At 68.4% G+C, this 23,461-nt stretch carries 16 protein-coding genes; 5 read left to right on the top strand and 11 right to left on the bottom strand.

Annotated elements, in window-relative coordinates; all coding sequences use genetic code 11:
- Positions 1-144: 144 nt before the first annotated feature.
- A complete protein-coding gene (locus HWX22_RS18275) occupies positions 145-1,356 on the bottom strand; it encodes an MFS transporter (RefSeq protein WP_059818604.1) in 1,212 nt (403 codons plus the stop codon).
- Positions 1,357-1,426: 70 nt separating this feature from the next.
- On the opposite strand from HWX22_RS18275, the gene HWX22_RS18270 reads away from it, so the two are divergent.
- Complete coding sequence (locus HWX22_RS18270; RefSeq protein ID WP_059690345.1) at positions 1,427-2,461, top strand: AraC family transcriptional regulator; 1,035 nt, start codon at positions 1,427-1,429, stop codon at positions 2,459-2,461.
- A 93-nt stretch (positions 2,462-2,554) separates the two neighbouring features.
- On the opposite strand, the gene HWX22_RS18265 is transcribed toward HWX22_RS18270, so the two are convergent.
- Both HWX22_RS18265 and HWX22_RS18260 read right to left on the bottom strand, forming a co-directional pair.
- Entirely contained in the window at positions 2,555-2,722 is a 168-nt protein-coding gene (locus HWX22_RS18265) for a hypothetical protein (RefSeq protein ID WP_175906761.1), read from the bottom strand.
- A 56-nt stretch (positions 2,723-2,778) separates the two neighbouring features.
- Positions 2,779-4,698, bottom strand: coding sequence for a DUF3857 and transglutaminase domain-containing protein (locus HWX22_RS18260; protein ID WP_175916169.1), 1,920 nt, complete (start codon positions 4,696-4,698; stop codon positions 2,779-2,781).
- 220 nt (positions 4,699-4,918) lie between these two features.
- On the opposite strand from HWX22_RS18260, the gene HWX22_RS18255 reads away from it, so the two are divergent.
- Positions 4,919-5,077, top strand: coding sequence for a hypothetical protein (locus HWX22_RS18255; RefSeq protein WP_175916168.1), 159 nt, complete (start codon positions 4,919-4,921; stop codon positions 5,075-5,077).
- Positions 5,078-5,119: 42 nt separating this feature from the next.
- On the opposite strand, the gene HWX22_RS18250 is transcribed toward HWX22_RS18255, so the two are convergent.
- Positions 5,120-7,090 (bottom strand): APC family permease, encoded by a 1,971-nt coding sequence (locus HWX22_RS18250; protein WP_175916167.1) that lies wholly within the window; start codon positions 7,088-7,090, stop codon positions 5,120-5,122.
- A gap of 462 nt (positions 7,091-7,552) precedes the next feature.
- On the opposite strand from HWX22_RS18250, the gene HWX22_RS18245 reads away from it, so the two are divergent.
- The gene (locus tag HWX22_RS18245) at positions 7,553-8,416 is read left to right on the top strand and encodes a crotonase/enoyl-CoA hydratase family protein (RefSeq protein ID WP_059532133.1); all 864 of its coding nucleotides are present in this window, start codon (positions 7,553-7,555) and stop codon (positions 8,414-8,416) included.
- A 51-nt stretch (positions 8,417-8,467) separates the two neighbouring features.
- Here the strand turns inward: HWX22_RS18245 and pdeR are convergent, their stop codons facing one another.
- The 4 genes from pdeR to HWX22_RS18225 form a co-directional block, all read right to left on the bottom strand.
- Complete coding sequence (pdeR, locus tag HWX22_RS18240; RefSeq protein WP_059818601.1) at positions 8,468-10,471, bottom strand: cyclic di-GMP phosphodiesterase; 2,004 nt, start codon at positions 10,469-10,471, stop codon at positions 8,468-8,470.
- A 689-nt stretch (positions 10,472-11,160) separates the two neighbouring features.
- Complete coding sequence (locus tag HWX22_RS18235) at positions 11,161-14,799, bottom strand: hydantoinase B/oxoprolinase family protein (protein WP_175916166.1); 3,639 nt, start codon at positions 14,797-14,799, stop codon at positions 11,161-11,163.
- Positions 14,800-14,920: 121 nt separating this feature from the next.
- Entirely contained in the window at positions 14,921-16,219 is a 1,299-nt protein-coding gene (locus tag HWX22_RS18230; protein ID WP_175906765.1) for an MFS transporter, read from the bottom strand.
- Positions 16,220-16,421: 202 nt separating this feature from the next.
- Positions 16,422-17,195, bottom strand: a complete 774-nt coding sequence (locus tag HWX22_RS18225) for a putative hydro-lyase (RefSeq protein ID WP_175916165.1) — start codon at positions 17,193-17,195, stop codon at positions 16,422-16,424.
- Positions 17,196-17,398: 203 nt separating this feature from the next.
- Here HWX22_RS18225 and HWX22_RS18220 point away from each other — a divergent pair, with 203 nt between their 5' ends.
- Together HWX22_RS18220 and HWX22_RS18215 are read left to right on the top strand one after the other, a co-directional pair.
- On the top strand, positions 17,399-18,331 hold the full coding sequence (locus tag HWX22_RS18220) for a LysR family transcriptional regulator (RefSeq protein ID WP_044847290.1): 933 nt from the start codon (positions 17,399-17,401) through the stop codon (positions 18,329-18,331).
- Positions 18,332-18,522: 191 nt separating this feature from the next.
- A complete protein-coding gene (locus HWX22_RS18215) occupies positions 18,523-19,389 on the top strand; it encodes a hypothetical protein (protein WP_175906766.1) in 867 nt (288 codons plus the stop codon).
- Between the two features lie 212 nt (positions 19,390-19,601).
- Here HWX22_RS18215 and HWX22_RS18210 read toward each other — a convergent pair whose 3' ends face one another.
- From HWX22_RS18210 to HWX22_RS18200, 3 genes are read right to left on the bottom strand one after another with little or no spacing between them, the layout of a single operon-like run.
- Entirely contained in the window at positions 19,602-20,408 is an 807-nt protein-coding gene (locus tag HWX22_RS18210; protein ID WP_175916164.1) for a MetQ/NlpA family lipoprotein, read from the bottom strand.
- The gene (locus tag HWX22_RS18205) at positions 20,405-21,454 is read right to left on the bottom strand and encodes a formylglycine-generating enzyme family protein (protein WP_175916163.1); all 1,050 of its coding nucleotides are present in this window, start codon (positions 21,452-21,454) and stop codon (positions 20,405-20,407) included. Before HWX22_RS18205 ends, HWX22_RS18210 begins: the two co-directional genes overlap by 4 nt.
- Positions 21,455-21,464: 10 nt before the next feature.
- Positions 21,465-23,414, bottom strand: coding sequence for an arylsulfatase (locus tag HWX22_RS18200; protein ID WP_175916162.1), 1,950 nt, complete (start codon positions 23,412-23,414; stop codon positions 21,465-21,467).
- Positions 23,415-23,461 lie beyond the last annotated feature (47 nt).

Below are 23,461 nucleotides of genomic sequence, written 5' to 3'. Positions count from 1 at the left end.
CCGCTGAACGTCGCATGAAGCAAACAGCGGGCGCGCCGCAACAAGCAGCGTGCCCGCGCCGATCACTTCATCCTGACACGCCGGCTTCTCGACGGTCCGAACGGCAGGCCGATCCACGCTCGCGTCGATCGGCCCGCATGCACCTCACTCGGCCAGCACCGGCGCCACGCCCACCCGCTTCGGCACGCCGGTCACGATCGTCGCGACCGCCACGGCCAGCACCGCGGCCGCGCCCAGGAACACGCCGCCCGCGCCGTTCGCGTCGAACACGACGCCGCCAGCCGCCGCGCCCGTCGCGATCGCGAGCTGAATCGCAGCGACGATCAGCCCGCCCGCGCTCTCGGCCTCATCGGGCACGGTGCGCGTGACCCACGTCGACCATGCGACCGGCACGCCGCCGAACGCCATCCCCCACAACGCGACGAGCACCGCGTCGATCATCGGTGCGCGGCCGAGCGCGACGAGCGCGACGCCGAGCACGACCATCAGCGCGGGCATCCCGATCAGCATCGGCCGCAGTCGATGCTCGAGCACGCGGCCCGCGAGCGACGTGCCGACGAAGTTCGCGATCCCGTAGCCGAGCAGGATCGCCGACAGCCCGTTCACGCCGACACCGGCAACCTGTTCGAGGAACGGCCGCAGATACGTGAAGAACGCGAAATGCCCGGTGAACACGAGGATCGTCGCGAACATCCCCAGGCCGACGGTCGGCCGGCGCAGCACGTCGACGAGCGTGCGTAGCCGCGTCGTGCCGCTCGGCGGCATCGACGGCAGCGTCATCACCTGCGACGCGAATGCGAGACCGCCGAGGCCGGCCGCGATCAGGAACACGTTGCGCCAGCCGATCAGGTGCCCGAAATAACTGCCCATCGGCGCGGACGCGATCGTCGCGACCGCCACGCCGCTGAAGATGATCGACAGCGCGCGCGGCACCATCGCGGTCGGCACGAGCCGCATCGCGGTGGCGGTCGCCATCGTCCAGAAGCCGCCGAGCGCGACGCCGAGCACGACGCGGCCGATCAGCAGCGTCGTCAGGTTGGGCGCGAACGCGACCGCGAGATTGGACGCGACGAGCAGCATCGAGAACACGAGGAGCACGCGCCGGCGGTCGATCGTGCGCGTCAGCGCCGAGATCAGCAGGCTCGTGACGAGTGCCACCGTCGCGGTGGCCGTGACGGCCTGGCCGGCCACGCCTTCGGTCACGCCGAGGCTGTCGGCCATCGGCGTAAGCAGGCTCGCGGGCAGGAATTCGGCGGTGACGAGACCGAACACGCCCAGCGTCATCGCGAAGACGGCGCCCCAGGCCGGCTCGCGGGGGGCCGCCGTGGTGGCGGCAGAGGAGATTCCTGGATTCATGCGTCGTTCCGAGTCGTATAGGGAAAATACTGATGACGACGTATCGTAAGGAACGGCGGCAGGACGGTCTATGACATACAATCCGTTCTTGTTGATCGATCGTCCGAATTTCGCGATGTCCGAGCCCCTGCTTCCTCCCGTCCCCGACGTGCACGACCTCGTCAGCGAACTGCTGCTGGGGATGCGCCTGAGCGGCGTGCAGTATCGCCGCATCCAGGTGCCGCGGCCGTTCGGGCTGAGTTTCGGCCATGCGCCGGGCCGCGCGCAGTTCCATTTCGTCGGGCGCGGGCCCGTGCTGCTGCGCGACGCGGACGGCACGACGATGCGGCTCGAGGCGGGCGACGCGATCCTGCTGCCGCACGGCCGCACGCACGCGCTGGTGTCCGATCCGGATGCGCCGTGCCGCGAGATCGGCGGGTTCGAGGTCGCGAAGATCTGCGACACGGTCGCGTCGGTGGGCGCGACGTCGTGCGCCGCGACGGAGCCGGCCGCCGGCGACGCGCTGATCTTCAGCGCGTGCATGGAGCTCGATCTCGGCGGCATGCAGCCGCTCGTCGGGACGATGCCGGAATTCATGCACGTCGGCACGCTGCTCGCGCGCTACCCGGAAATCCGTCCGATGCTCGACGCGATGGAACGCGAATCGTGCTCCGAGCGCGCGGGCTTCGCGGGCATCCTCGCGCGGCTCGCGGACGTGGTCGCCGCGTTCATCGTGCGCGGCTGGGTCGAATGCGGATGCGGCGACGCGACGGGCTGGGTGCAGGCGCTGCGCGAGCCGAAGCTCGGCCGTGCGATCGTCGCGCTGCATCGCGATCCGGGGCGCAACTGGAGCGTCGCGGAACTTGCCGCCGAAGCGGGCGTGTCGCGCTCGGTATTCGCCGAGCGCTTTCTCGCGGCCACCGGGATGACGCCGGTGCGTTACCTGACCGAGCTGCGGATGCGGCTCGCCGCGCAGTGGATCGCACGCGAGGGCGAGACGATCGAAGCGGTGGCATACCGGCTCGGCTACGGGTCGCTCGCGGCGTTCAGCCGCGCGTTCAAGCGCGTGGTCGGTAGGCCGCCGGGTGCGGTGCGTGCCGAAGGCGACACGCACGCCGACGTGTGACGTGTAACGCTTCGCGTGCGGCGCGCGGCCAAGCGAACGCCTGCCGAGTCATGCCGGCATCGCTCGATCCACCGTCGCCCGGGACGCTTGCGCTCAATCGCTGTGCGCGTCGAGCTTGTCCACCAGCGCCGTCGCGCACTCCACGGCCAGTGCCGCGCACTGTTGCGCATCCACCGGCTCGCCGTTCGTCATCGCGCCCTGCACGATCCGGCCCAGCAATTCCTTCGCCAGGTCGGCGATCTCGTGTTCCCGTTCCGTCATGATGTTCCTCCCGTGCGTCGGCCGATGGCGGCGACGCGCTCACTTCCCCTCCCCGCTCAATGCCCTTTCGCCCGCACGACGATCTGCGCCTGCGTGTCGCGTTCGATGCGTTCGAGCGACGCGCGCAGCGCCGTGAACTCGTCGGGCGTGCAGACCTGGCGGCCGAATTCGGCCTTCATCCGCCGCGTGACCTGCACGACCCGCGTGGCCGCATCGAATACGTAATGCGACGCGAAGTCGACGAAGCGGTCGTGCACGGCCGCATCGGTCGGCAGGTCGGTCACCGCGACGTCGGCCGGCAGCGTGATCTGACCGGTCTCCTCGAAACTGCCGCCGATGCACGTCCACGGCTGCGTGCGCGCGGGTTCGGCCAGCCAGCCTTCGACCTGTGTCGCGATGCCGCCCGTGAGGCTCGACAGCACGGGCACGGCGGTCGTGCCGTCGGGCCACACGACGTGATCGAGCGTGCCGGCATACGTCACGTCGAACGGGCCGCCGGTCGCGCGGCGATCGCTCGTCGTGATCCGCGCGTGACCGCGCAGCCCGCTTTGCCGCAGGCGTTCGTTCGCGAACTGCCGGATCCGGTCGGGCGCCGCGCGGCGAAACAGCGTGCGTTCGAGCTCGGCGGTCCAGCCGTCGTCCTCGACGAGCGCGTGAAACCCCGAGGCGCCCGGTTGCGCGGCATCGATCGCCACGCGCGCGGTGCGACGCTTCGGCTGCGTGGCGGGCGTGCGCGACAGCACGCCGGTATCGACGAGCAAAGCCGGCCGATCCATCACGATCGGCGGCAGGTAGCCGAACGCAATGCCGGCCGTCGTGGTGTCGGCGTAGAGGCCGAGATCGGGCAGCCACGTGATCGCGTGATTGATCGCGCCGCCGCCGTAACCGGGCACCGACGGCAGCGTGTACACGGAGCCGAGATTGATCAGCACCGGCTCGCTGCGGATGCCGACCGCCGCGAGCAACGCGCCGAACAGCGCGACGTGGTCCTTGCAGTCGCCGTAGCGGTTGCGCAGGATGTCGGTCACGCGATGCGGCGCGGCGGCCGTCTCGCCGAGAAAGAGCGCGACGTAGCGCACGTTCGCCTGCACCCAGTCGTACAGGATGCGCGCCTTGTCGTGCGGATCGGCGGCGTCGGCGGTGAGCGCGCGTGCGAGCTGCACGACGGCCGGATCGTTCGCACCCGGGTCGACGGCCGCGTTGCGGTAGCGCGCGGCGAACGCCGCATAGTCGGGCAGCGTGGACACCACGAGCCGGTCGCCGTAGGTCGGGTAACCGACCGCGCCGCTCTCGATGCGCTCGTACGGGCCGTGCCGGTAGTCGAATTCGTAGCGCGTGCGGCCGTTCGCAGTTACCGGCGGCAGCGCGACGTAGCCGCGCGCGTCCGCGTGCAGCGTCATGTCGGCCGGCACGTCGAAGATCAGCCGCTGGTGCTCCACCGGCTCGCGCGACGGCTCGACGTAGTAGCCGAAGTAACCCGCGTTGACCGGCCTCGTGCGCGACTTGCGGAACGCGATGCGCGTGCCCGAGCCGGTCTCGACGCCCGGAAACACGACGGTGCGCAGCAACCCGTCCTGGAACGTCGGCGCGCCGGCCGAACGCGGCTCCTGGACGTCGCGGATGCCATCGGGGCCGACCGGATGCGCGACGCCGTCGCGATCGATCGTCTCGGCCGCGAGCAGGTCGACCTTCTCCAGGTTCTTGTCGAACCACACGTAGCGCTGCGCGACCGCGTCGATGCCGTTCGCGTTGTTCGCGCGCAATGTCGAATCGTCGTGCTCGTCGAGCGAACCGTCGTGCTGGATCACGAATTCGTGGACATCGCTGACGAGCGTGACGGGTGCTTCATCGGCCACGTCGTTCGCTCCGTCCACGGTTGGCCCCGCGCCCGGCGTCGCGCCGACGGCGTTCGACGCGCCGAACGCGGCGGCGCATGCCAGCATCCAGCCGGCCAGGCCGGCAGAAAAGCGCACCACATCGCACCTCGTCGCGGTTCACGGACAGCACGGTCGCGCAGCGCACACGCGCGACCGCGCCCCGCTCGTGTCGGCCAGTGTGGGCGCCGCATCCGCACGCGTCAAGCCGGTGCGCGCCGACCTACAATGAGACATAGAAGCGTCATCGCGTGCGGCCGCCGGCATCCGCTCGATCGCCGAACGACGGCGATGGATCGCCCGCTCGCGACGAGGAGGCACCATGGAAACCGGGATCGTGGAAGTCGTCGTGCTGCTGGCGTTCGTCGCGCTCGCCGTGCTGTTCTTCGTCAAGCGTCCGGGGCGCGACCGGCTGAGGGCCAAATTCCATCATCCGCCGCTGCGGCGGCCCAACCGCCCGCATCGGCATCATCAACCCTGACGGCTGCCGCCGGCAGTCGCGCACGCACTTTACGCGCCGCCGCTACCCGACGTTCATCGGCAGCAGCACCATCTGCTTGCCCTCGACATGCAGGCGCGCCTGCAACTCGACCGGCGTCTGGTTGTGCAACCACGCGGTCAGGAAATTCACGCGCCGGAAGATCAGCTTGCTCGCGAAGCACACGGCGTTCGGATAGTCGTCGAGCGTCGACGACGCGAGGTTCATGAATTCCACGACGGGATTCGTGCCGAACGCGATCCGGTAGTCGGCGGCGATGCCGTTGCGGCGACAGTGCGCGACGTAGTATTCGAGCGCTTCGGTGATCGAGTGACGCAGCCGTTCGAGATGTTCGTGCCCGTCGTACGCCTTCGCATCGACCTCACCGACCGCGAGGAAGATCACGTTGCGGAAATGCCCGGGAAACAGCCGGTTGACCCACAGCAGCGCGTGCATGCTCGCGCCGCGATGCTTGCCGACCAGCAGCACGGCCGTCGGTTGCGATGGATCGGGCTTGCCGGGCGCGGTAGCTTCGTCGACTTCCGGCGGCGCCCCCGAGAACAGCGCGTCCTCCTTCGCGAGCTGCGCGCGCGTGTACGCGTAGTGGCGGTTGATCATGAAGCACAGCGCGATCACCGCGCTCGTCACGAGCACCGTGAGCCAACCGCCGGCCGTGAACTTCTCGACCAGCGTAATGACGAGCACGGTCGCCGTCACGGTCAACCCGAGCGCGGACAGGAAGAAATGCTTGAACCAGCCGCGCTCGCTGCGATGGCGCCACCAATACGTGCATAGCCCGAGCAGCGACATGCTGAACGTGAGGAACACGTTGATGCTGTACAGCACGACGAGCACGTCGACGCTGCCGTGCGTCCACAGCAGGATCAGCAGACTCGACAATCCGACCACGATGATGCCGTTCTGCCGCACGAGGCGCGTCGACAGGTCGCGGAAATGGCGCGGCACCCAGGAATCCGACGCCATGTTCGACAGCACGGCCGGGCCGTCGAGAAAGCCCGTCTGCGCGCCGACCATCAGCAGCCCGGCCTCGAACGCGAGCACGGCCGCGAGCAGCGCATGCCGCGCGAACGCCGAGCCGAGCCCGAGATGGTCGATCACGCTGCCGAACACGACCGCGTTGAGCGTCTCGCCTTCGACGGGCCGCGCGTGCCACAGCATGTACAGCAGGATGATGCCGCCGGCCGTGAACGCGAGCGACGTCGACATGTACCACATCGTCACCTTGCCGTTCGGCACGCGCGGATCGGCGAGCATGTTCACGTTGTTCGACACGGCCTCGAGGCCCGTATAGGTACCGCCGCCGAGCGAGAACGCACGCATCAGCAACGCGAGCATCACGAACACGCCGAGCGACTGCGACATCCCGTGCGCCTCGTGCACCGCATCGGGCACGATCGTCGCGAGGTTGCTGCCATGCACGGCGATGCCATACACGATCAGCCCGAAATGCAGGACAACGAAGCCGATGAAGATCGGCAGCAGTACCATGATCGATTCGCGCATCCCGCGGAAATTGAGCCCCGTCATCAGCAGGATCAGCACGATCTCGGTCGTGAGCTTGAACACCTGCGCACTGACCGGCAGCAGGCTGAAGAACGCGTCGACGCCGCTCGCGAGCGACGTCGCGACGGTCAGCACGTAGTCGACCAGCAGCGCGGCACCCGAGACGAGCCCCGGCTTCGACCCGAGCAGCGACGTCGCGACGCGATAGCCGCCGCCGCCGGTCGGGAACAGCTCGATCACCTGGTTGTAGCCGAGCGCGATGATGAACACGGTCGCCGCGGTCGCGAGCGCAAGAAACAGCGCGAGCGGCGTGTGGTGCGCGAGCGCGAGGAACGCCTCTTCCGGGCCGTAGCACGACGACGACAACCCGTCTGCGCCGAGCCCGACCCAGGCCAGCAACGGCGTCACGGCGATCGCATGGCGCGTGCGCGGATCGAGCGGGTCCAGCGGCTTTCCGATCACGAGCTGCCACATCTTCTGGAATGCGGTCATGGTCCCCTCCCGGAAGGCCCGGCGCAGCGGCGTCATCCTCTAAAGCTAGCCGACGCCCGGCCGCCGCACCAGTCCGCACATTCCATGAGACGCGACCGACGGCACCGCGCCGCTTTCAACGCGTAAGCGACCGGCATGTCGCGCCGCCCCACGGGCCGCATACGCACCGACCGCCCTCACCGCCTCCGCACACCCGGACGCGGGCCCCTTCCCCGCCTTCCCCATCGCCGTCCTCCCGCCGAGCGATCACCTCGATCGTGTCATTCGCATCGTTCGCATGCTTAGCCCGGTTCGCGCCGAACGCGCTGCCCGCTCGCGTCCCGTTCATGCGCTTTTCCGCGCAATTCGGCTTCTATGCGCGCGCAACAATGGCGGTGCCTCGCGGCCGGCGCCGTCCGGGGGCAGGTTTCCACGACGCCGGCCGCGGCGGTTCTTGAAAACCACATCTCACGAGGACATACCATGCAACTCCAATCCCATCCGGCGTGCCGTCCGTTTTACGAAGCAGGCGAACTCACGCAGCTGACCGCGTTCTACGAAGAAGGCCGCAACGTCATGTGGATGATGCTGCGATCGGAGCCGCGGCCGTGCTTCAACCAGCAACTCGTCACCGACATCATCCATCTCGCGCGCGTCGCACGCGACTCGGGCCTGCCGTTCGACTTCTGGGTGACGGGCTCGCTCGTCCCCGAGCTGTTCAACGTCGGCGGCGACCTGAGCTTCTTCGTCGACGCGATCCGCAGCGGCCGCCGCGACCAGCTGATGGCCTACGCGCGCTCGTGCATCGACGGCGTGTTCGAGATCTACACCGGCTTCGGCACCGGGGCGATCTCGATCGCGATGGTCGAGGGCAGCGCGCTGGGCGGCGGCTTCGAGGCCGCCCTCGCGCACCACTACATGCTCGCGCAGAAGGGCGTGAAACTCGGCTTTCCCGAGATCGCGTTCAACCTGTTCCCGGGCATGGGCGGCTATTCGCTGGTCGCGCGCAAGGCGGACCGAGGGCTCGCGGAATCGCTGATCTCGTCCGGCGAGCCGCATGCGGCCGAGTGGTACGAGGATCGCGGGCTGGTCGACCAGACGTTCGACGCGGGCGACGCATACCTCGCGACGCGCACCTTCATCGACGTGATGAAGCCGAAGCTGAACGGCATCCGCGCGATGCTGCGCGCACGCGAGCGCGTGTTCCATCTCACGCGTTCCGAGCTGATGGACATCACCGAGCAATGGGTTCACGCGGCGTTCACGATCGAGCCGAAGGATCTCGCGTACATGGAACGTCTGGTGATGCTGCAGAACCGGCGCGTGTCGAAGCTGCGCACGGTGTGATGTGAGCGAAGCGCCGCCGCGAAACCGGCGGCGCCCGTCATGCGGTGGGGCTCAGGCGATCAGCCTGAGCTTTCTCGTTTCCGCGAGCCAGGCCTCGAACGCCTGGGCCGGCATCGGCCGCGCGAAGTAGAACCCTTGCGCGTGATCGACGTTGATCTGCTTCAGGAATTCGGCTTCCGCGTGCGTCTCGACGCCTTCGGCGACCACCGAGAAACTCAGCGCCTTCGCGAGGGACACGACCGAGCGCACCAGCGCCTGCGAGCGCGGGTTGCGGTCGATGCCCGTGATGAAGGTGCGATCGAGCTTGATCGAATCGAGCGGCAGCCGCGACAGTTGCGACAGCGACGAATAGCCGGTGCCGAAATCGTCGAGGTGAATCTCCGCGCCGAGCTGGCGGAACTGCTTCATCAGCTCGTGCGCCGATTCCTCGTCCTCGATGAAGCTGCTTTCGGTGAGTTCGATGTCGACGAGGCTCGGCTTCAGCCCCGCGCCGTCGAGAATCGTCGCGAACTGGTCGACGATGTTCATGTCCTGCAACTGCCGCGCCGACACGTTCACCGCGATCCGCACGCCGAGCCCCTTCGCTTTCCACGCGGCGGCCTGCGCGGCCGCGGTGCGCATCACCCAGCGGCCGAGCGGCGCGATCAGCCCCGACTCCTCCGCGAAACGGATGAACTCGATCGGCGCGACAATTCCGCGATCCGGCGACTGCCAGCGGATCAGCGCCTCGACGCTGTGCACGTCGCCGGTCGCGATGTCGATGACCGGCTGGTAATGCAGCACGAACTGCTCGTCCTCGAGCGCCTTGCGCAGGTTGGTGTCGAGCCACATGTACTTCGCGACCTTCTGGTTCATCTCCAGCGAGAACACGCGGTACGTATGCTTGCCCTCTTCCTTCGCGACGTACATCGCGGTGTCGGCGCTGCGGATCAGCGTTTCGAGCGAATCGCCATGCTGCGGATACATCGCGATGCCGATCGAGCAGCTCGTGTAGACCTCCACCAGCCCGAGGTGGATCGGCGTACGCAGCCGCTCGAGGATGATCTGCGCGGTCGCCTCGAGCAGCGGCCGCGTGCCGTGCTCGAACAGCACCAGGAATTCGTCGCCGCCGAGCCGCGCGAGCGTCGCGCCGGACGGCAGGCAGCCGCCGATGACCGCGGACACGTCCTGCAGCAGGCGGTCGCCGGTGATGTGCCCGTAGTGGTCGTTGACGCGCTTGAAGTTGTCGAGATCGAGGAACAGGATGCCGACCTGGCCGCGCACGTCGGTGCGGTCCGCGGCCAGCGCGACACGGATGCGCTCGCTGATTGCGTGACGGTTCGGCAAGCCGGTCAGCACGTCGGTATTCGCGAGCTCGGTGAGCCGCTGCTGCGCGTTGCGCTCCTCGGTGACGTCGATACCCGAGCAGATCAGGAACTGCTCGTCGACGCCGCTGCCGCTCTGCACGAACTTGTTGCGGAACTGGAACAGGCGCGGGCCGTTGACCGTGTTGATGTAGCGCTCGACCGCGAACGAACGGTTGCTCGCGAAAAAGCCGGTGATGTTGGTGCGCGACTGCGCGCCCTGCTCGGGGCTCATGAACAGCTCGAACGCGCTGCGGCCGATCACGTCGACCTCGCGCTTGCCCGTCACTTCCTCGCACAGACGGTTGAAGCGCTGCACCATGCCGTTGCGGTCGAGGATCACGACGAGCGAATTCACTTCGGACACGACTTGCTCGGCGAATGCGAGCCCGTGCGCGAGGTCGCTCGCGACGGAGGCGGTATCGGAATAGGCGGAGGCCGTGCCGGCCCAATTGGCGGTATCGACCTTCCTGCCGACCAGATGGAGGCTGACCGGATCGCCGAACAGCGAGAGTTCGAGCACGAGGTGCGACGTGACGCCGGTGAGCACGCGGATCCGCGCGGCCTGCTCGCTGGTCAGTGCCACCGCGACATTGGTCAGGCCGCGGACGGCGGCCAGTTCGAGTGCATTGCTGTCGCTGCCGAGACGCCAGCATGGGCTACGCGTACCGAGATGCGCTTCGAGCACGGCGCTATCGTTTTCGTCATCCATGGACACGCCCCGATCCAGAAAAAACGCACAGTGTAGACGGAGCCGAGCCGGCCGCCGCCGATCCCCGGGCGCGCTGCAAGCGTACCCGGCGGGGCAGTCGTGATGACTGTGCCAGCGGCCCTCGTTCCGTACTTGTTTCCAACCAATGCGAACCGGCGTTCGCGCATGTCGCGCGCAGGTTTCCAAGCGAATGATGGAAGCCATCTTATCAAATGACGAAGCGGATTGGCACTCACATTTAGAACGGAGTGTCAAGGAATCGCAACTCGATTGGCACGGAGGATTTTTCGTGATTGGCGGACCGCACGCGGGCGCCCGTAACGGCCCTGATCGGGGCCGGCGGATTCGGCGGTGCGCCTTTCCAGGCGGGCGTTTGCAGGAATCGACGGCGCCCGGCGGCGATCTGCCCCCGTCGGATTTCTGGCGGGGTCGGATCGTATTGGGCGGCACGCGGAATGGGGAATTTCCATTTCCATTCACGCCGGAATGCACGACTTTATTCCCATACTCGCTGCAATATCGGGCCGATTAGCGCGCGCGAATATATCGCCGCGTCGCGCAGGCATTGCGGCGGCATCTGATGGAACCGGTGCGATGACCCGGCCGCGACGCGCGAAAACCGTCCGGCGGGCACGCCGCCGCACCGCTTCCGCGCGTTGCATTGCACACATTCCGTTGCGTCGAGCCGCTCAGCCCGCCGCGCCGTAACCGCCGCCGCCCGGCGTTTCGACGACGAACACGTCGCCCGGCGCCATCTGCGCGCGGCCGACGTGCTCGAGCGTCTCGACCGTGCCGTCCGCCCGCTCGATCGTGTTGCGGCCGAGCGCGCCGGCCTCGCCGCCCGCCGCACCGAACGGCGCATGGATCCGGTTGTTCGACAGGATCGACGCGGTCATCGGCTCGAGGAAACGGATCCGCCGCACCGCGCCGTCGCCGCCGCGCCAGCGCCCGCCGCCGCCGGAACCCGCGCGCAGCCGATGCGAATCGAGCCGCACCGGGTAGCGCCACTCGAGCACCTCCGGATCGGTCAGCCGCGAGTTCGTCATGTGCGTCTGCACCGCGCCGACGCCCGCGAAACCGTCGCCCGCGCCGCTGCCGCCGGCGATGGTCTCGTAGTACTGGTAGCGATCGTTGCCGAATGTGAAGTTGTTCATCGTTCCCTGGCTCGATGCGACGCAGCCGAGCGCGCCGTACAGCGCGTTGGTGATCGCAGACGACGTCTCGACGTTGCCCGACACGACCGCCGCCGGATACTCGGGGTTCAGCATCGAACGCGCCGGCACGATCACCGTCAGCGGCTTCAGACAGCCGGCGTTCAACGGGATGTCGTCGCCGACCAGCGTACGGAACACGTACAGCACGGCAGCCATGCAGACGGCCTTCGGCGCGTTGAAGTTGTTGTCGAGCTGCGCGGACGTGCCGGTGAAGTCGATCTCCGCACGGCGCGCCGCGCGGTCGACGCGGATCGCGACGCGAATCTCCGCGCCGTTGTCGAGCGGATAGCGGTACGCGCCGTCCTGCAGCGCACCGATCACGCGCCGCACCGCCTCTTCCGCGTTGTCCTGCACGTGTCGCATGAACGCGAGCACGACGTCGCGGCCGAACTGCTCGACCATCCGCCGCAGTTCGTCGACGCCCTTCTGGTTCGCCGCGATCTGCGCGCGCAGGTCGGCCATGTTCTGTTCGACGTTGCGCGCCGGATAGCGGCCCGATGCGAGCAGCGCGCGCGTGTCGGCATCGCGCAGCGCGCCCGCCGACACGAGTTGCCAGTTGTCGATCAGCACGCCCTCCTCGTCGATGTGCGTCGAATCGGGCGGCATCGAGCCCGGCGTGGTGCCGCCGATGTCCGCGTGGTGGCCGCGCGAGCCGACGTAGAACAGCGGCGTGTCCGAGCCGTCCGCGAACACCGGCGTGATGACGGTCACGTCCGGCAGGTGCGTGCCGCCGTGATACGGGTCGTTCAGCATGAACACGTCGCCGTCGCGCATGCGGCCGCGGTTGCGCTCGATCACCGTGCGGATGCTCTCGCCCATCGAGCCCAGGTGCACGGGCATGTGCGGCGCGTTCGCGATCAGGTTGCCGTTTCCGTCGAAGATCGCGCACGAGAAGTCGAGCCGCTCCTTGATGTTGACCGAATACGCGGTGTTCTGCAGCCGCAGCCCCATCTGCTCGGCGATCGACATGAACAGGTTGTTGAAGATCTCGAGCCGTACCGGGTCGGCGTCGGTGCCGAGCGAGCGGCGCGTCGGCAGCGGCGTCGTGCGCGTCAGCACGAGGTTGCCCTGCGCGGTCATCCGCGCGCGCCAGCCGGGTTCGACGACGGTCGTGCCGTTCTTCTCCGCGACGATCGCGGGGCCGTCGATCGCGTCGCCGGCGAGCAGCGTGTCGCGCACGTACAGCGCCGCGTCGTGCCATTCGCCACCGGAATAGAAACGCACGGCGCTGTGCGCGTGCGGCGCCGCGCCCTCGTCGCGCGGCTCGAGCGGTGCGATCTCGACCGGTGCATCGGAGCGGCCGATCGCCTCGACCGATGCGAGTTCGGCGACCAGCGGCGTGCCGGGCATCAGGAACGCGTAGCGTTGCCGGTACGCGGTTTCGAACGCCTGCTGCATCGCCGCGACGCTGCCGGCCGGCACGTCGAGCGCGGAATCCGTGCCCTGGTAGCGCAGGTGCACGCGGCGCTCGGTCGCGATGCGCGCCGGCGGCACGCCCTGTTCGAGCAACGCGCCGACCGCCTCGTCGGTGAGTCGGTCGAGCGCGGCATTCAGCGTCGGCAACGATTCGTCGGACAACACGGCCTCCACCGCGCGCTCGCGCATCGCGGTCTGGTCGGCAAGCCCCATCCCGTAGGCGGACAGCACGCCCGCGAGCGGATGCGCGAACACCTGCGTCATCCCGAGCGCGTCGGCCACGCCGCACGCGTGCTGGCCGCCCGCGCCGCCGAACGTCGTCAGCACGTAGCGCGACACGTCGTGGCCGCGCTGCACCGAGATCTTCTTGATCGCGTTCGCCATGCTGCCGATCGCGATTTCCAGGAACCCTTCGGCCAGCGCCTCGGGCGTGTCGCGCCGCCCGGTCGCCGCGTGGATCTCGTCGGCGAGCGCCGCGAACTTCGCCGCCACACCGTCGCGGTCGAGCGGTTCGTCCGCGTGCGGGCCGAACACGCGCGGGAAGTGATCCGGCTGGATCTTGCCGAGCATCACGTTGCAGTCGGTCACCGTCAGCGGGCCGCCGCGCCGGTACGCGGCCGGCCCGGGGTTCGCGCCGGCCGATTCGGGCCCGACGCGCAGCCGCGCGCCGTCGAAACCGAGCACCGAGCCGCCGCCGGCCGCGACCGTATGGATGCTCATCATCGGCGCGCGCATCCGCACGCCGGCCACCTGCGTCTCGAACACGCGCTCGAATTCGCCGTTGTAGTGCGATACGTCGGTCGACGTGCCGCCCATGTCGAAGCCGATCACGCGCTCGAAGCCGGCCGCGCGCGCGGCGCGCACCATTCCGACGATGCCACCCGCCGGGCCGGACAGGATCGCGTCCTTGCCCTGGAACGCATCGGCGCGCGTCAGGCCGCCGCTGCTCTGCATGAACTGCAGGTTCACGCCGGGCATCTCGTGCGCGACCTGCTCGACGTAGCGGCGCAGGATCGGCGACAGGTACGCGTCGACCACGGTCGTGTCGCCGCGCGACACCATCTTCATCAGCGGCGACACCTCGTGCGACACCGACACCTGCGTGAAGCCGATCCGGCGCGCGAGGTCCGCCAGCGCGCGTTCGTGCGCGGTGTAGCGATAGCCGTGGATCAGCACGATGGCCAGCGCCTGCACACCCGAGTCGAACACGCGGCGCAACGCTGCTTCCGCGCGTTGCACGTCGAGCGGCACGACGATGTCGCCGTGCGCGCCGACCCGCTCGTCGATTTCGACGACGGTCTCGTACAGCGCATCGGGCAGCACGATGTCGAGATCGAACAGGCGCGGGCGGTTCTGGTATGCGATGCGCAGCACGTCGCGGAAGCCGCGCGTCGTCGCGAGCGCGGTGCGTTCGCCCTTGCGTTCGAGCAGCGCGTTGGTCGCGACCGTCGTGCCCATCTTCACCATGTCGACGCGTTCGGGCGTGATCGGCTCGCCGTCGGCGAGGCCGAGCAGGTGGCGGATGCCGGCCACGGCCGCATCGCGATACTGCTCGGGATTCTCCGACAGCAGCTTGTGCGTGACGAGCGAACCGTCGGGCCGGCGCGCGACGATGTCGGTGAAGGTGCCGCCGCGGTCGATCCAGAATTGCCAGCGCGCGGCGTCGGAGGAAACGGGGGAAGGTTGTCGGTCAGTCATGGCGATGAACTCGATGCGTCGTTGAAGCGAAGGACGAGCGCCGCCGCACGGCGCGCGTCGCGCGCCGCGTGAGGGCTTCGATGAAAAGGGAGCGGTAAAAAGGCGGCGGGCGGATGCCCGCTCAGGCGGCGTCGAGTTCGCGGCCGCGCGTTTCGGGCAGCGTCAGCGCGGCGACGATCACCACGCCGTATGCGGCGACCGCGAAGATGCCGATGCTCATGCCGAGCCCGTACTGCTTCGACAGCGCGCCGATCAGGAACGGAAACAGTGCGCCGATCGCGCGGCCGACGTTGTAGCAGAAGCCTTGGCCCGAGCCGCGCACGCGGGTCGGGAACAGTTCGGTGAGGAACGCGCCCATCCCGGAGAAGATGCCCGACGCGAAGAAACCGAGCGGGAAGCCGAGCCACAGCATCGACGCGTTGGTCAGGTTCAGCGACGTGTACGAGAACGCGATCACCATCGAGCCGAGCGCGAACAGGATGAAGTTCGGCTTGCGGCCGAGGCGGTCGGTCAGGTATGCGCTCGCCAGGTAGCCAACCCACGAGCCGAAGATGATCATCGCGAGATAGCCGCCGGTGCCCATCACGGTCAGGTGCCGCTCGGTCTTCAGGAACGTCGGCAGCCAGGTCGTGATCGCGTAGTAGCCGCCTTGCGCGCCGGTCGTCAGCAGCGCCGCGCGCAGCGTCGTCGACAGCAGCTTCGGCGCGAAGATTTCGGTGAGACGCGGCGCGTCGGCCACCTTCGCCTGCGTGGCCTTCTCCTTCTCGTAGACGTCGGGCTCCTTCACGTAGCGGCGGATCACGACCACCAGCAGCGCGGGCGCGAGGCCGACGAGGAACAGCGCGCGCCATGCCTGCTCGGCCGGCAGCACCGAGAACAGCAGCGCATACAGCAGCGCCGACAGCCCCCAGCCGATCGCCCAGCCCGACTGCACGAGGCCGACCGCCTTGCCGCGATCGCGCGCGCGGATCACTTCGCCGATCAGCACCGCGCCGGCCGTCCATTCGCCGCCGAAGCCGAAGCCCATCAGCGCGCGCGCCGCGAGCAGCTGGTGATAGTTCTGCGCGAGTCCGCACAGCGCGGTGAACACCGCGAACCACAGCACCGTCAGCTGCAGCGTGCGCACGCGGCCGATCCGGTCGGACAGGATCCCGGCGATCCAGCCGCCGAGCGCCGACGCGAGCAGCGTCATCGTGCCGATGAAGCCGGCGTCCGCGAGCGAGATGCCCCAGGTCGCGACGAGCGTCGGGATCACGAACGACAGCATCTGCGTGTCCATCCCGTCGAGCATGTAGCCGACCTTGCAGCTCCAGAACGCGCGGCGCTCGCGCGGTTGCGCGTCCGCATACCATCCGAACAGGCCGTTGCGCGCGGGGCCCGCGGGGTCGGCGGCGGGCGCCGCGAGGGTCTTGCTTTCCATGGTGAAGCTCCTGTCGAAATGTGCGGTCGAAACCGTGCGTGTGGTGCGTGGTGCGTGGTGCGTCGTGCGTCGTGCGTCGCGCTCGCGATCGCCGGGCCGCGGCTGCGCGCCGCCCTCCGGTCGGGCGGATCGTCTGCGGCGGCGGCGCGCCGCCGCGTCGGGGCCGGACCAGCGACCGCGCGGGCCGCCGGCGTCGGTCGGGTCAGAACACGGCCAGCGACGCGTTCGTGATGTCGGTCATCAGCATGTAGCCGGGCGTATGCGCGATCGCGAGCGGCAGCTTCGCTTCCATCAGCGCGGTTTGCGGCGTCACGCCGCACGCCCAGAACACCGGCAGTTCGCCGTCGCGCACCGTCACGGCGTCGCCGAAATCGGGGGCGCCGAGATCGGCGATGCCGAGTTCACGCGGATGGCCGATATGGACCGGCGCGCCATGCACGCCCGGAAACCGGCTCGTGATCTGCACCGCGCGGATCGCGTCGGCGCCGCGCAGCGGCCGCATCGACACGACCAGCTGCCCGCCGAAGATCCCCGCACGGCGATTCGGAATCGACGTGCGATACATCGGCACGTTGCGACCCTCCTCGATGTGGCGCAGTCCGATCCCTTCACGCGCCAGCATGTCCTCGAACGAGAACGAGCAGCCGATCGCGAACACGACGAAATCGTCGCGCCACAGCGCCTCGATCGATTCGACCCGCTCGGTCAGGCGGCCGTCGCGGTATACGTTGTAGCTCGGCACGTCGGTGCGGATGTCGAGATCCTCGCCGAGCACGTCGAGCCGGAACGCGCCCGGTTCGCCGACGCCCAGCAGCGGGCACGCCTTCGGATTCGCCTGGCAGAAGCGCAGGAAATCGTGCGCGTACGCGTTCGGCAGGATCGCGAGGTTCGCTTGCGCGAACGGGCCGCACTGGCCGGCCGTCGGGCTGCGGAACGCGCCGTTGCGTACGGACTGGCGGAATTCGGAAGGTGTCATGATGGTCGTTGGCGGATCGGTATGTCGTCAGGTTGACGGTTGCGTCAGCGGATACGGCGAAGAATAGAAAAGAAAAAATTTTGTCGCCAACGAGTTTTTTTGCGCCGTGTGTATAGAATTTCTTTACACGGAACCGGGTTTTCCCCAGTCCCGTTCATTTTTTCAGCGGGGGAAGCTGCGCGCCCAACGCCTTGCCGACCGCCATGAACACGCGTTTCCTCGAAACCTTCGTCACGCTCGCGAAGCTGCGCAACTTCCGCACGACGGCCGCCGCGCTGCACGCGACGCCGGCCGCGATCTCGCAGCGCCTGAAGGCGCTCGAGGACGAATTGCAGACCGTGCTCGTCGATCGCGACAGCCGCGAGTTCCGGCTCACGCCGAACGGCGAATATCTGCTCGGCTATGCGAAGGCCGTCGTCGAGGCCACGCACGAACTGCAGGCCGCCGCCGCCGGCGAAAGCGCGCTGCGCGGCAAGCTGCGGCTCGGCGTGATCGAGACGGTCGTGCACAGCTGGCTGCCGCATTACCTGCGCCGCCTCGCCGCCGACTATCCGCAACTGGAGATCGACCTGACCGTCGACGTCAGCGTCGTGCTGCAGCGCCGGCTGATGGCCGGCGAGCTCGATCTGATCATTCGCGTGGAGGGCAGCGACGAGGCATCGGTCGTCTGCGACGCGCTCGCGAACTATCCGGTGCGCTGGATCGCGCGCGCCGGGCTGCTCCCGACCGCACGCACGGGGCTCGCGCGGCAGGTGCTGCGCCAGCCGATCCTGACCTACGGGCGCGGCACCGCGCCCCACCGTGCGCTCGAGGACATCGTGCGCACGCTGGCGCACGCGCATGGCGTGCCGCTGTCGGAGACGCGCATCACCGGCTCGCCGTCGATCTCGGTGATCGTGCAGCTGGTGCGCGACGGCTTCGGCGTGGCGGCGATTCCGGTCCTGTTCGTCGATGCGTTGATCGCCAGCGGCGAGGTCGTCGAACTGCCGCTGCAGCCGTCGCCGCCGTCGATCGTCGTGTCGATGTCGCGGCGGGCGGATGCGCCGAAATTCGTGCACGGCGCGTCGATCGCGGCGCGGGCTGCGTGTCACGAGTATTGCGAGAAGAGCAACCGGTTGCTGGTCGAGGCGCTTTGAGGTGCTTTGAGGCGCTTTGAGGTGCTTTGAGGCGCTTTGAGGTGCTTTGAGGTGGTTCGACATCGCCGCGCGAATCGCCCACAATCGCGTTCGGCGCTTGTGACGCCCGCTTCGCTTCGTGAATGCCGGCATGGCCGTCAGGCATTCATCGTTTCGCACGCCCCTGCACGACAAGAAACAAGAAGGCAGACATGCAGACTCGCACCGCTTCCAACCCGTCCCTGAAACGCGCGCGCATCGTCGTCATCGCCGTGTATGTCGCGTCGCTGCTGCTGCCCGCGTTCGCCGAGCCGCCCAATGGGGCCGGTGCGGTGAGCTGGTGGCACGGCTACACGGTGCTCGCGCTCGGCTGGCTCGGAATACTCGACCTGCAGTTCGCATGGTTCGGCAATCCGCTGCTCGTCGCCGCGCTTGTCAAGCCGAACCGGATCGTGTCAGGGCTGCTCGGCGTCGTCGTGGTGCTCGCGCTCGCGTGGCACACGCTGCCGACCGACGCACGGGTCGAAACGATCCGCGATTTCGGATTCGGGTACTACCTGTGGATCGCGGCGATGGTCGGCGCGGCGGCATTGCCGTGGGTCGGTGAGCGCAAGATGAGAGGCGCTGTCGCGACGGGCGAGGTTTCCGTCGCGGCCGAAAACGGTGCCGCCGATGCGTCGCATGCCGGCACGGTGCCGATCCGCTCGATCGGCAAGCCGGGCGGATGGACCGTCACCGCGACCGACACGCAGATCAGTGCCGTCGACCCGCAAGGCGCGATACGCGGAATCGCGCTGTCCGCACTCGGCGCGGTGGCGATCGAGACCAACGACCAGGGGCCGTTCGTATCCGACGTGTGGTGGATGCTGTTCGACACGCGAAAGCAGCTTGCCTGCGCGTTCCCGCAGGACGCGGAAGGTGCGAAGGCGGCGGTCGATCGGCTGCTCGACCTGCCCGGCATCGATCATCGCAAGGTCATCGACGCGCAGACGTCGGTCCGGAACGCGATGTTCCCGATCTGGGCGCGCGCGACGCAGACGGACGCACCGCGCGACGTCGACCCGCAACGCGCAAACTGAACGATGCGTCGTCGACGCGATCGTCCGGGAAGTGCGCCATGCCGTACTTGTTCAAGACTCAGCCGGATATCGCGTACATCAGCACGACCGTCGCGCTTCCGTAGCCGACGCGAACCCGGCGGACCGCATCACGCGAGAGCGGCAAGTGTAAGGCACGCAGCGCGCGCCGTTGCAGCAGCGCCCGCACGCATTGCACGCGAGACGATAGCGGTCTACCACGGCCGTCGCACCGAGTCCTGGTAGCGCGTCAGAATGAAATGCGCGACGTCGTCCGAGTGATACGCGGCGACGAGTTGCGCGGCCCACGGCTTCGTGCGGTCGGCGTCGCGCACGGTCAGCACGTTCGCATACGGCGAGCGTGCATCCTCGAGATTGATGCTGTCGCGCGCCGGCTGCAGTCCCGCGCGCGCGGCGTCCTCGCTGTCCATCGCGACGAACACGGCCGAGTCGAGCGCCGCATGCAGCCGGTCACGGCGCAGGGCCACGAATTTCAGCGCAAGCCGGTTGCCCGTCACGTCGCGCAGCGTCGCATGCAGGCCGGCCTTTTCGCGCAGCGTCACGAGCGTGTCGTTCTGCAGCAGCACCAGCGCACGTGCCATCCCGCGAGGATCGGCCGGGATCGCGACCGTCGCACCGGGCTGCAAATCGTTCAGATTCCTTAGCTTTCGCGAATAGAGCGCCATCGGCAACGTGACGGTCGGCGCGACAGCGGTCAGTGCATAGCCTTTCGCCGTGCGCGTCGCGGCAAGGCGCTGCGCGTCCTCGAAGCTCGCCGCGTCGATCATGCCGTCCGCGAGCGCGGCATCGATGCGCGACGCGTCGTCGAATTCGACGACGTCGACACGCAGCCCGCGCTTGGCCGCGACGCGTTTCACCTCGTCGAGGATGTCCGCGTGCACGCCGCGCGTCACGCCGACACGTACCGCCGGCGCGGCGGATTCGGCGGCGGCCCCGGCCGGATGAGCGAGGCCGCACGCAACGGTCAGCGACACCGCAATGACACACAGCGCCTGCTTCATGACGCATCCCTCAGAATCGTGCGAAACCCGATATGCGACGCGCCGAGATCGGCTTCCTGCTGTTCACGCGACGACGCGCGATAGCGCACGCAGTAATCGCGCGAGCACAGGAACGAACCACCCTTGATCACCATCGGCGTGTCGTGCCGCCGCGTCGGCGGCGCGACGGCCGCCGTGTCGCCGTTCGTGTGCGACTGATGCGGGCCCGTGTATGCATCTTTCGTCCATTCCCATGCGTTGCCGATCATGTCGTACAGGCGGAAGCCGTTCGCCGCGTAGCAGCCCACGGGCGCCAGCCCCGCGTGGCCGTCCTCGGCCGTATCGAGCACCGGGAACGCGCCCTGCCAGTAATTCGCGGCCGGCTTGCCCTGCGCGTCGCGCGGCGCCGCGTCGAGCGATGCGTCGTCGCGACCGGCCTTGCCCGCGTATTCCCATTCGGCTTCGGTCGGCAGATCGCGGCCGAGCCAGCGCGCATACGCGAGCGCGTCGCGCTGCGTGACGAGCGTGACGGGCAGGTTGCCGAGCCCGGCGACGCCGCTGCCGGGGCCGCGCGGCTGCCGCCACGATGCGCCCTTCACCCACGTCCACCACGCGAGATCGCGCGCGTTCAACTCGTCGCGCGTCGGCACATGAAACACCGCCGCGCCGCCTTGCTGCTCGGCCTCGGTCACGTAGCCGGTCGCCTGCACGAACGCGGCGAACTGCGCGATCGTCACGTCGGTCTGGTCGATCCAGAAGCCGCCGACACGCGTCTTGCCGTCACTAGCCGGACGCTCGTCCGCATAGCCGCGTGTGCTGCCGAACACGAACGCGCCGCCGCTCAGGTGCACCATCCCGGCCTTCGGGTCGTCGCGCCACTTCGCCGGCAACCCCGAGTAGCGCTCGCACTGCCGTTCGGAGCCGAGCGGCGCGAGCGGACGGCCGCGATTCGCGTCGTCGAAGGCGCCGCCGGGCGACGCCGACGGGCTCCCATAGCCGACGGCGAACGCAGCCGCGAACAGCGTGGCCGCGAGCGCCGCGCCGAGTGTCCGGAAGCGGAACCGCATCGTGTCGCCCTCAGTAGTAACCGCGCGGACGCAGCGGCTCCACCCCGCCGACGTTGCTCATGTAGGTCTTCCACTGGTCGACGAGCGTGCTGATCACCGACGGGTTTTGCGCGGACACGTCGGTCGTCTCGCCGCGGTCCGCCGCGAGGTCGTACAGCTGCCAGTGGCCATCGAGCGGCCCGAGCGGCGGCTCGGTCCACAACGCCTTCCAGCGGCCGTCGGCGCTGCGCAGGTACGCGCGGCCGTACGCTTCGTCGCCGAACGGCGTCGTATGCACTTCGCCCGTCGCCGAGCCGGTGAGCACCGGCAGCAGCGACTGCCCCGTCACCGGATAGACGTAGCGGTTGTTGTAGACGACCTTGCCCTTGTTCTGATCGACGCCCGTCAACGTGTTCACGAGCGGCGGCGCCGGCTGCGACGGCGGCGTGACGCCCGCGACCGCGAGGAAGGTCGCCGTGTTGTCGGTCACGTGCGTGAACGCACGCAGCGTCGGCAACTGCCGCGTCTGCCCCGGCAGACGCACGATCGTCGGCGTCGACACGCCGCCTTCGGCCGAATAACCCTTCGTGAGCCGGAACGGCGTCGCGCTCACTTCGGCCCAGCGCAGCCCGTACTGCAGCCGTTGCGCGTTCTGCTTGCCGTTGTCGGTGCCGAGCGTCGAATAGACCGGGTCCTGCCCGTTCGCGGTGTCGGTCGCCGTCGGGTCCGCGCCGGAGTCGATCGGCCAGCCTTCCGCGCCGTTGTCCGACTGGAACATGATGAATGTGTTGTCGTATTCGCCGATATCCTTCAAGTGCTGGATCAAGAGGCCGATGTTGTAGTCGAGGTTCTCGACCATCCCCGCATAGATCTCCATGTAGCGCGCCTGCGCACGGCGCTCGGCCGGGCTCAGGCTCGCCCACAGCTTGTCGACCTTGCCGGTGCCGTAGTCGCTGTAGCCGTCGGCGGCCGAATGCACGGCGCTGATGTACTTCGCGTTCGCGGTGCCGTTGTTCGCCGTGGCCAGCGATGCCGACGTCGTTTCCGGAAGGCCGTCAAATGGCTTGAAGTCGGTCGGGATCAGCCCGAGCGCCTTCTGTCGCGCGATCCGCGCGTTGCGGATCGCGTCGTAGCCGGCGTCGTACACGCCCGCATATTTGTGCAGCCACGGGTCCGGTACCTGCAGCGGCCAGTGCGGCGACGTGTAGGCCGCGTACGCGAAGAACGGCTTGCCGTCCCGCTTGTTCGAATCGATGTACGAGATCAGCTTCTGCGTATAGAAGTCGGTCGAATAGAACACGGCCGGACTGCCGCCCGCGCCGCCCGGTTGTCCGGGCTGGCCCGGCTGCACGTAGCTGCCGTCCTCCGTGTAGTTCGACGAGCCGGCCGGTTCGTGCGCGAAGTGGTTCGTCGCCGCGCCGGCGAGCAGCACGTAGCTGCGCTCGAAGCCCCACTGGTCCGGCGTCTGTCCGCTGCCCGTCGCGCTGCCGACGATCCCCGAACCGATGTGCCACTTGCCCGCGATATAAGTGTGATAGCCGGCGTCCTTCAGCAGTTGTGCGAACGATAGCGCGCGATCGTTCAGGTAGCCCTCGTAGCCCGGCAACCCGCGCCGCTCGTCGGTCGGCACGCCCATCGTGCCTTCGCCGACGAGGTGGTGATCGGTACCGGAAATCAGCATCGCGCGCGTGATCGCGCATACGGTGCCCGTGTGGTGGTTCGACAGAATGCGGCCCGACGCGACGAGCGCGTCAAGGTTCGGTGTACTGATCTCGCCGCCGAATGCATGGATGTCGGAATAGCCGAGATCGTCGGCCATGATGTACAGGATGTTCGGGCGCTTGGCCGCGGGCGTCGCATTGGCCTGCGGCGGCGGATCGCTGTCGACGCCGCCGCACGATGCGAGCGACAGCGCGCCGGCGATCGCGGCGCAAACGACACGGAAACGGAAGGCATGCAACGGCGACGCGGATTTTTTCATTTTGTCGAACGCACGATCTACGGATCGGCGATCTTAGCGTCGCCCGC

Source organism: Burkholderia sp. BCC1638 (genome assembly GCF_902833195.1).
Classification (GTDB): domain Bacteria; phylum Pseudomonadota; class Gammaproteobacteria; order Burkholderiales; family Burkholderiaceae; genus Burkholderia; species Burkholderia diffusa.
The sequence above is the reverse complement of the archived record's forward strand: the minus strand, read 5'-3'. Positions and strand labels throughout refer to the sequence as shown.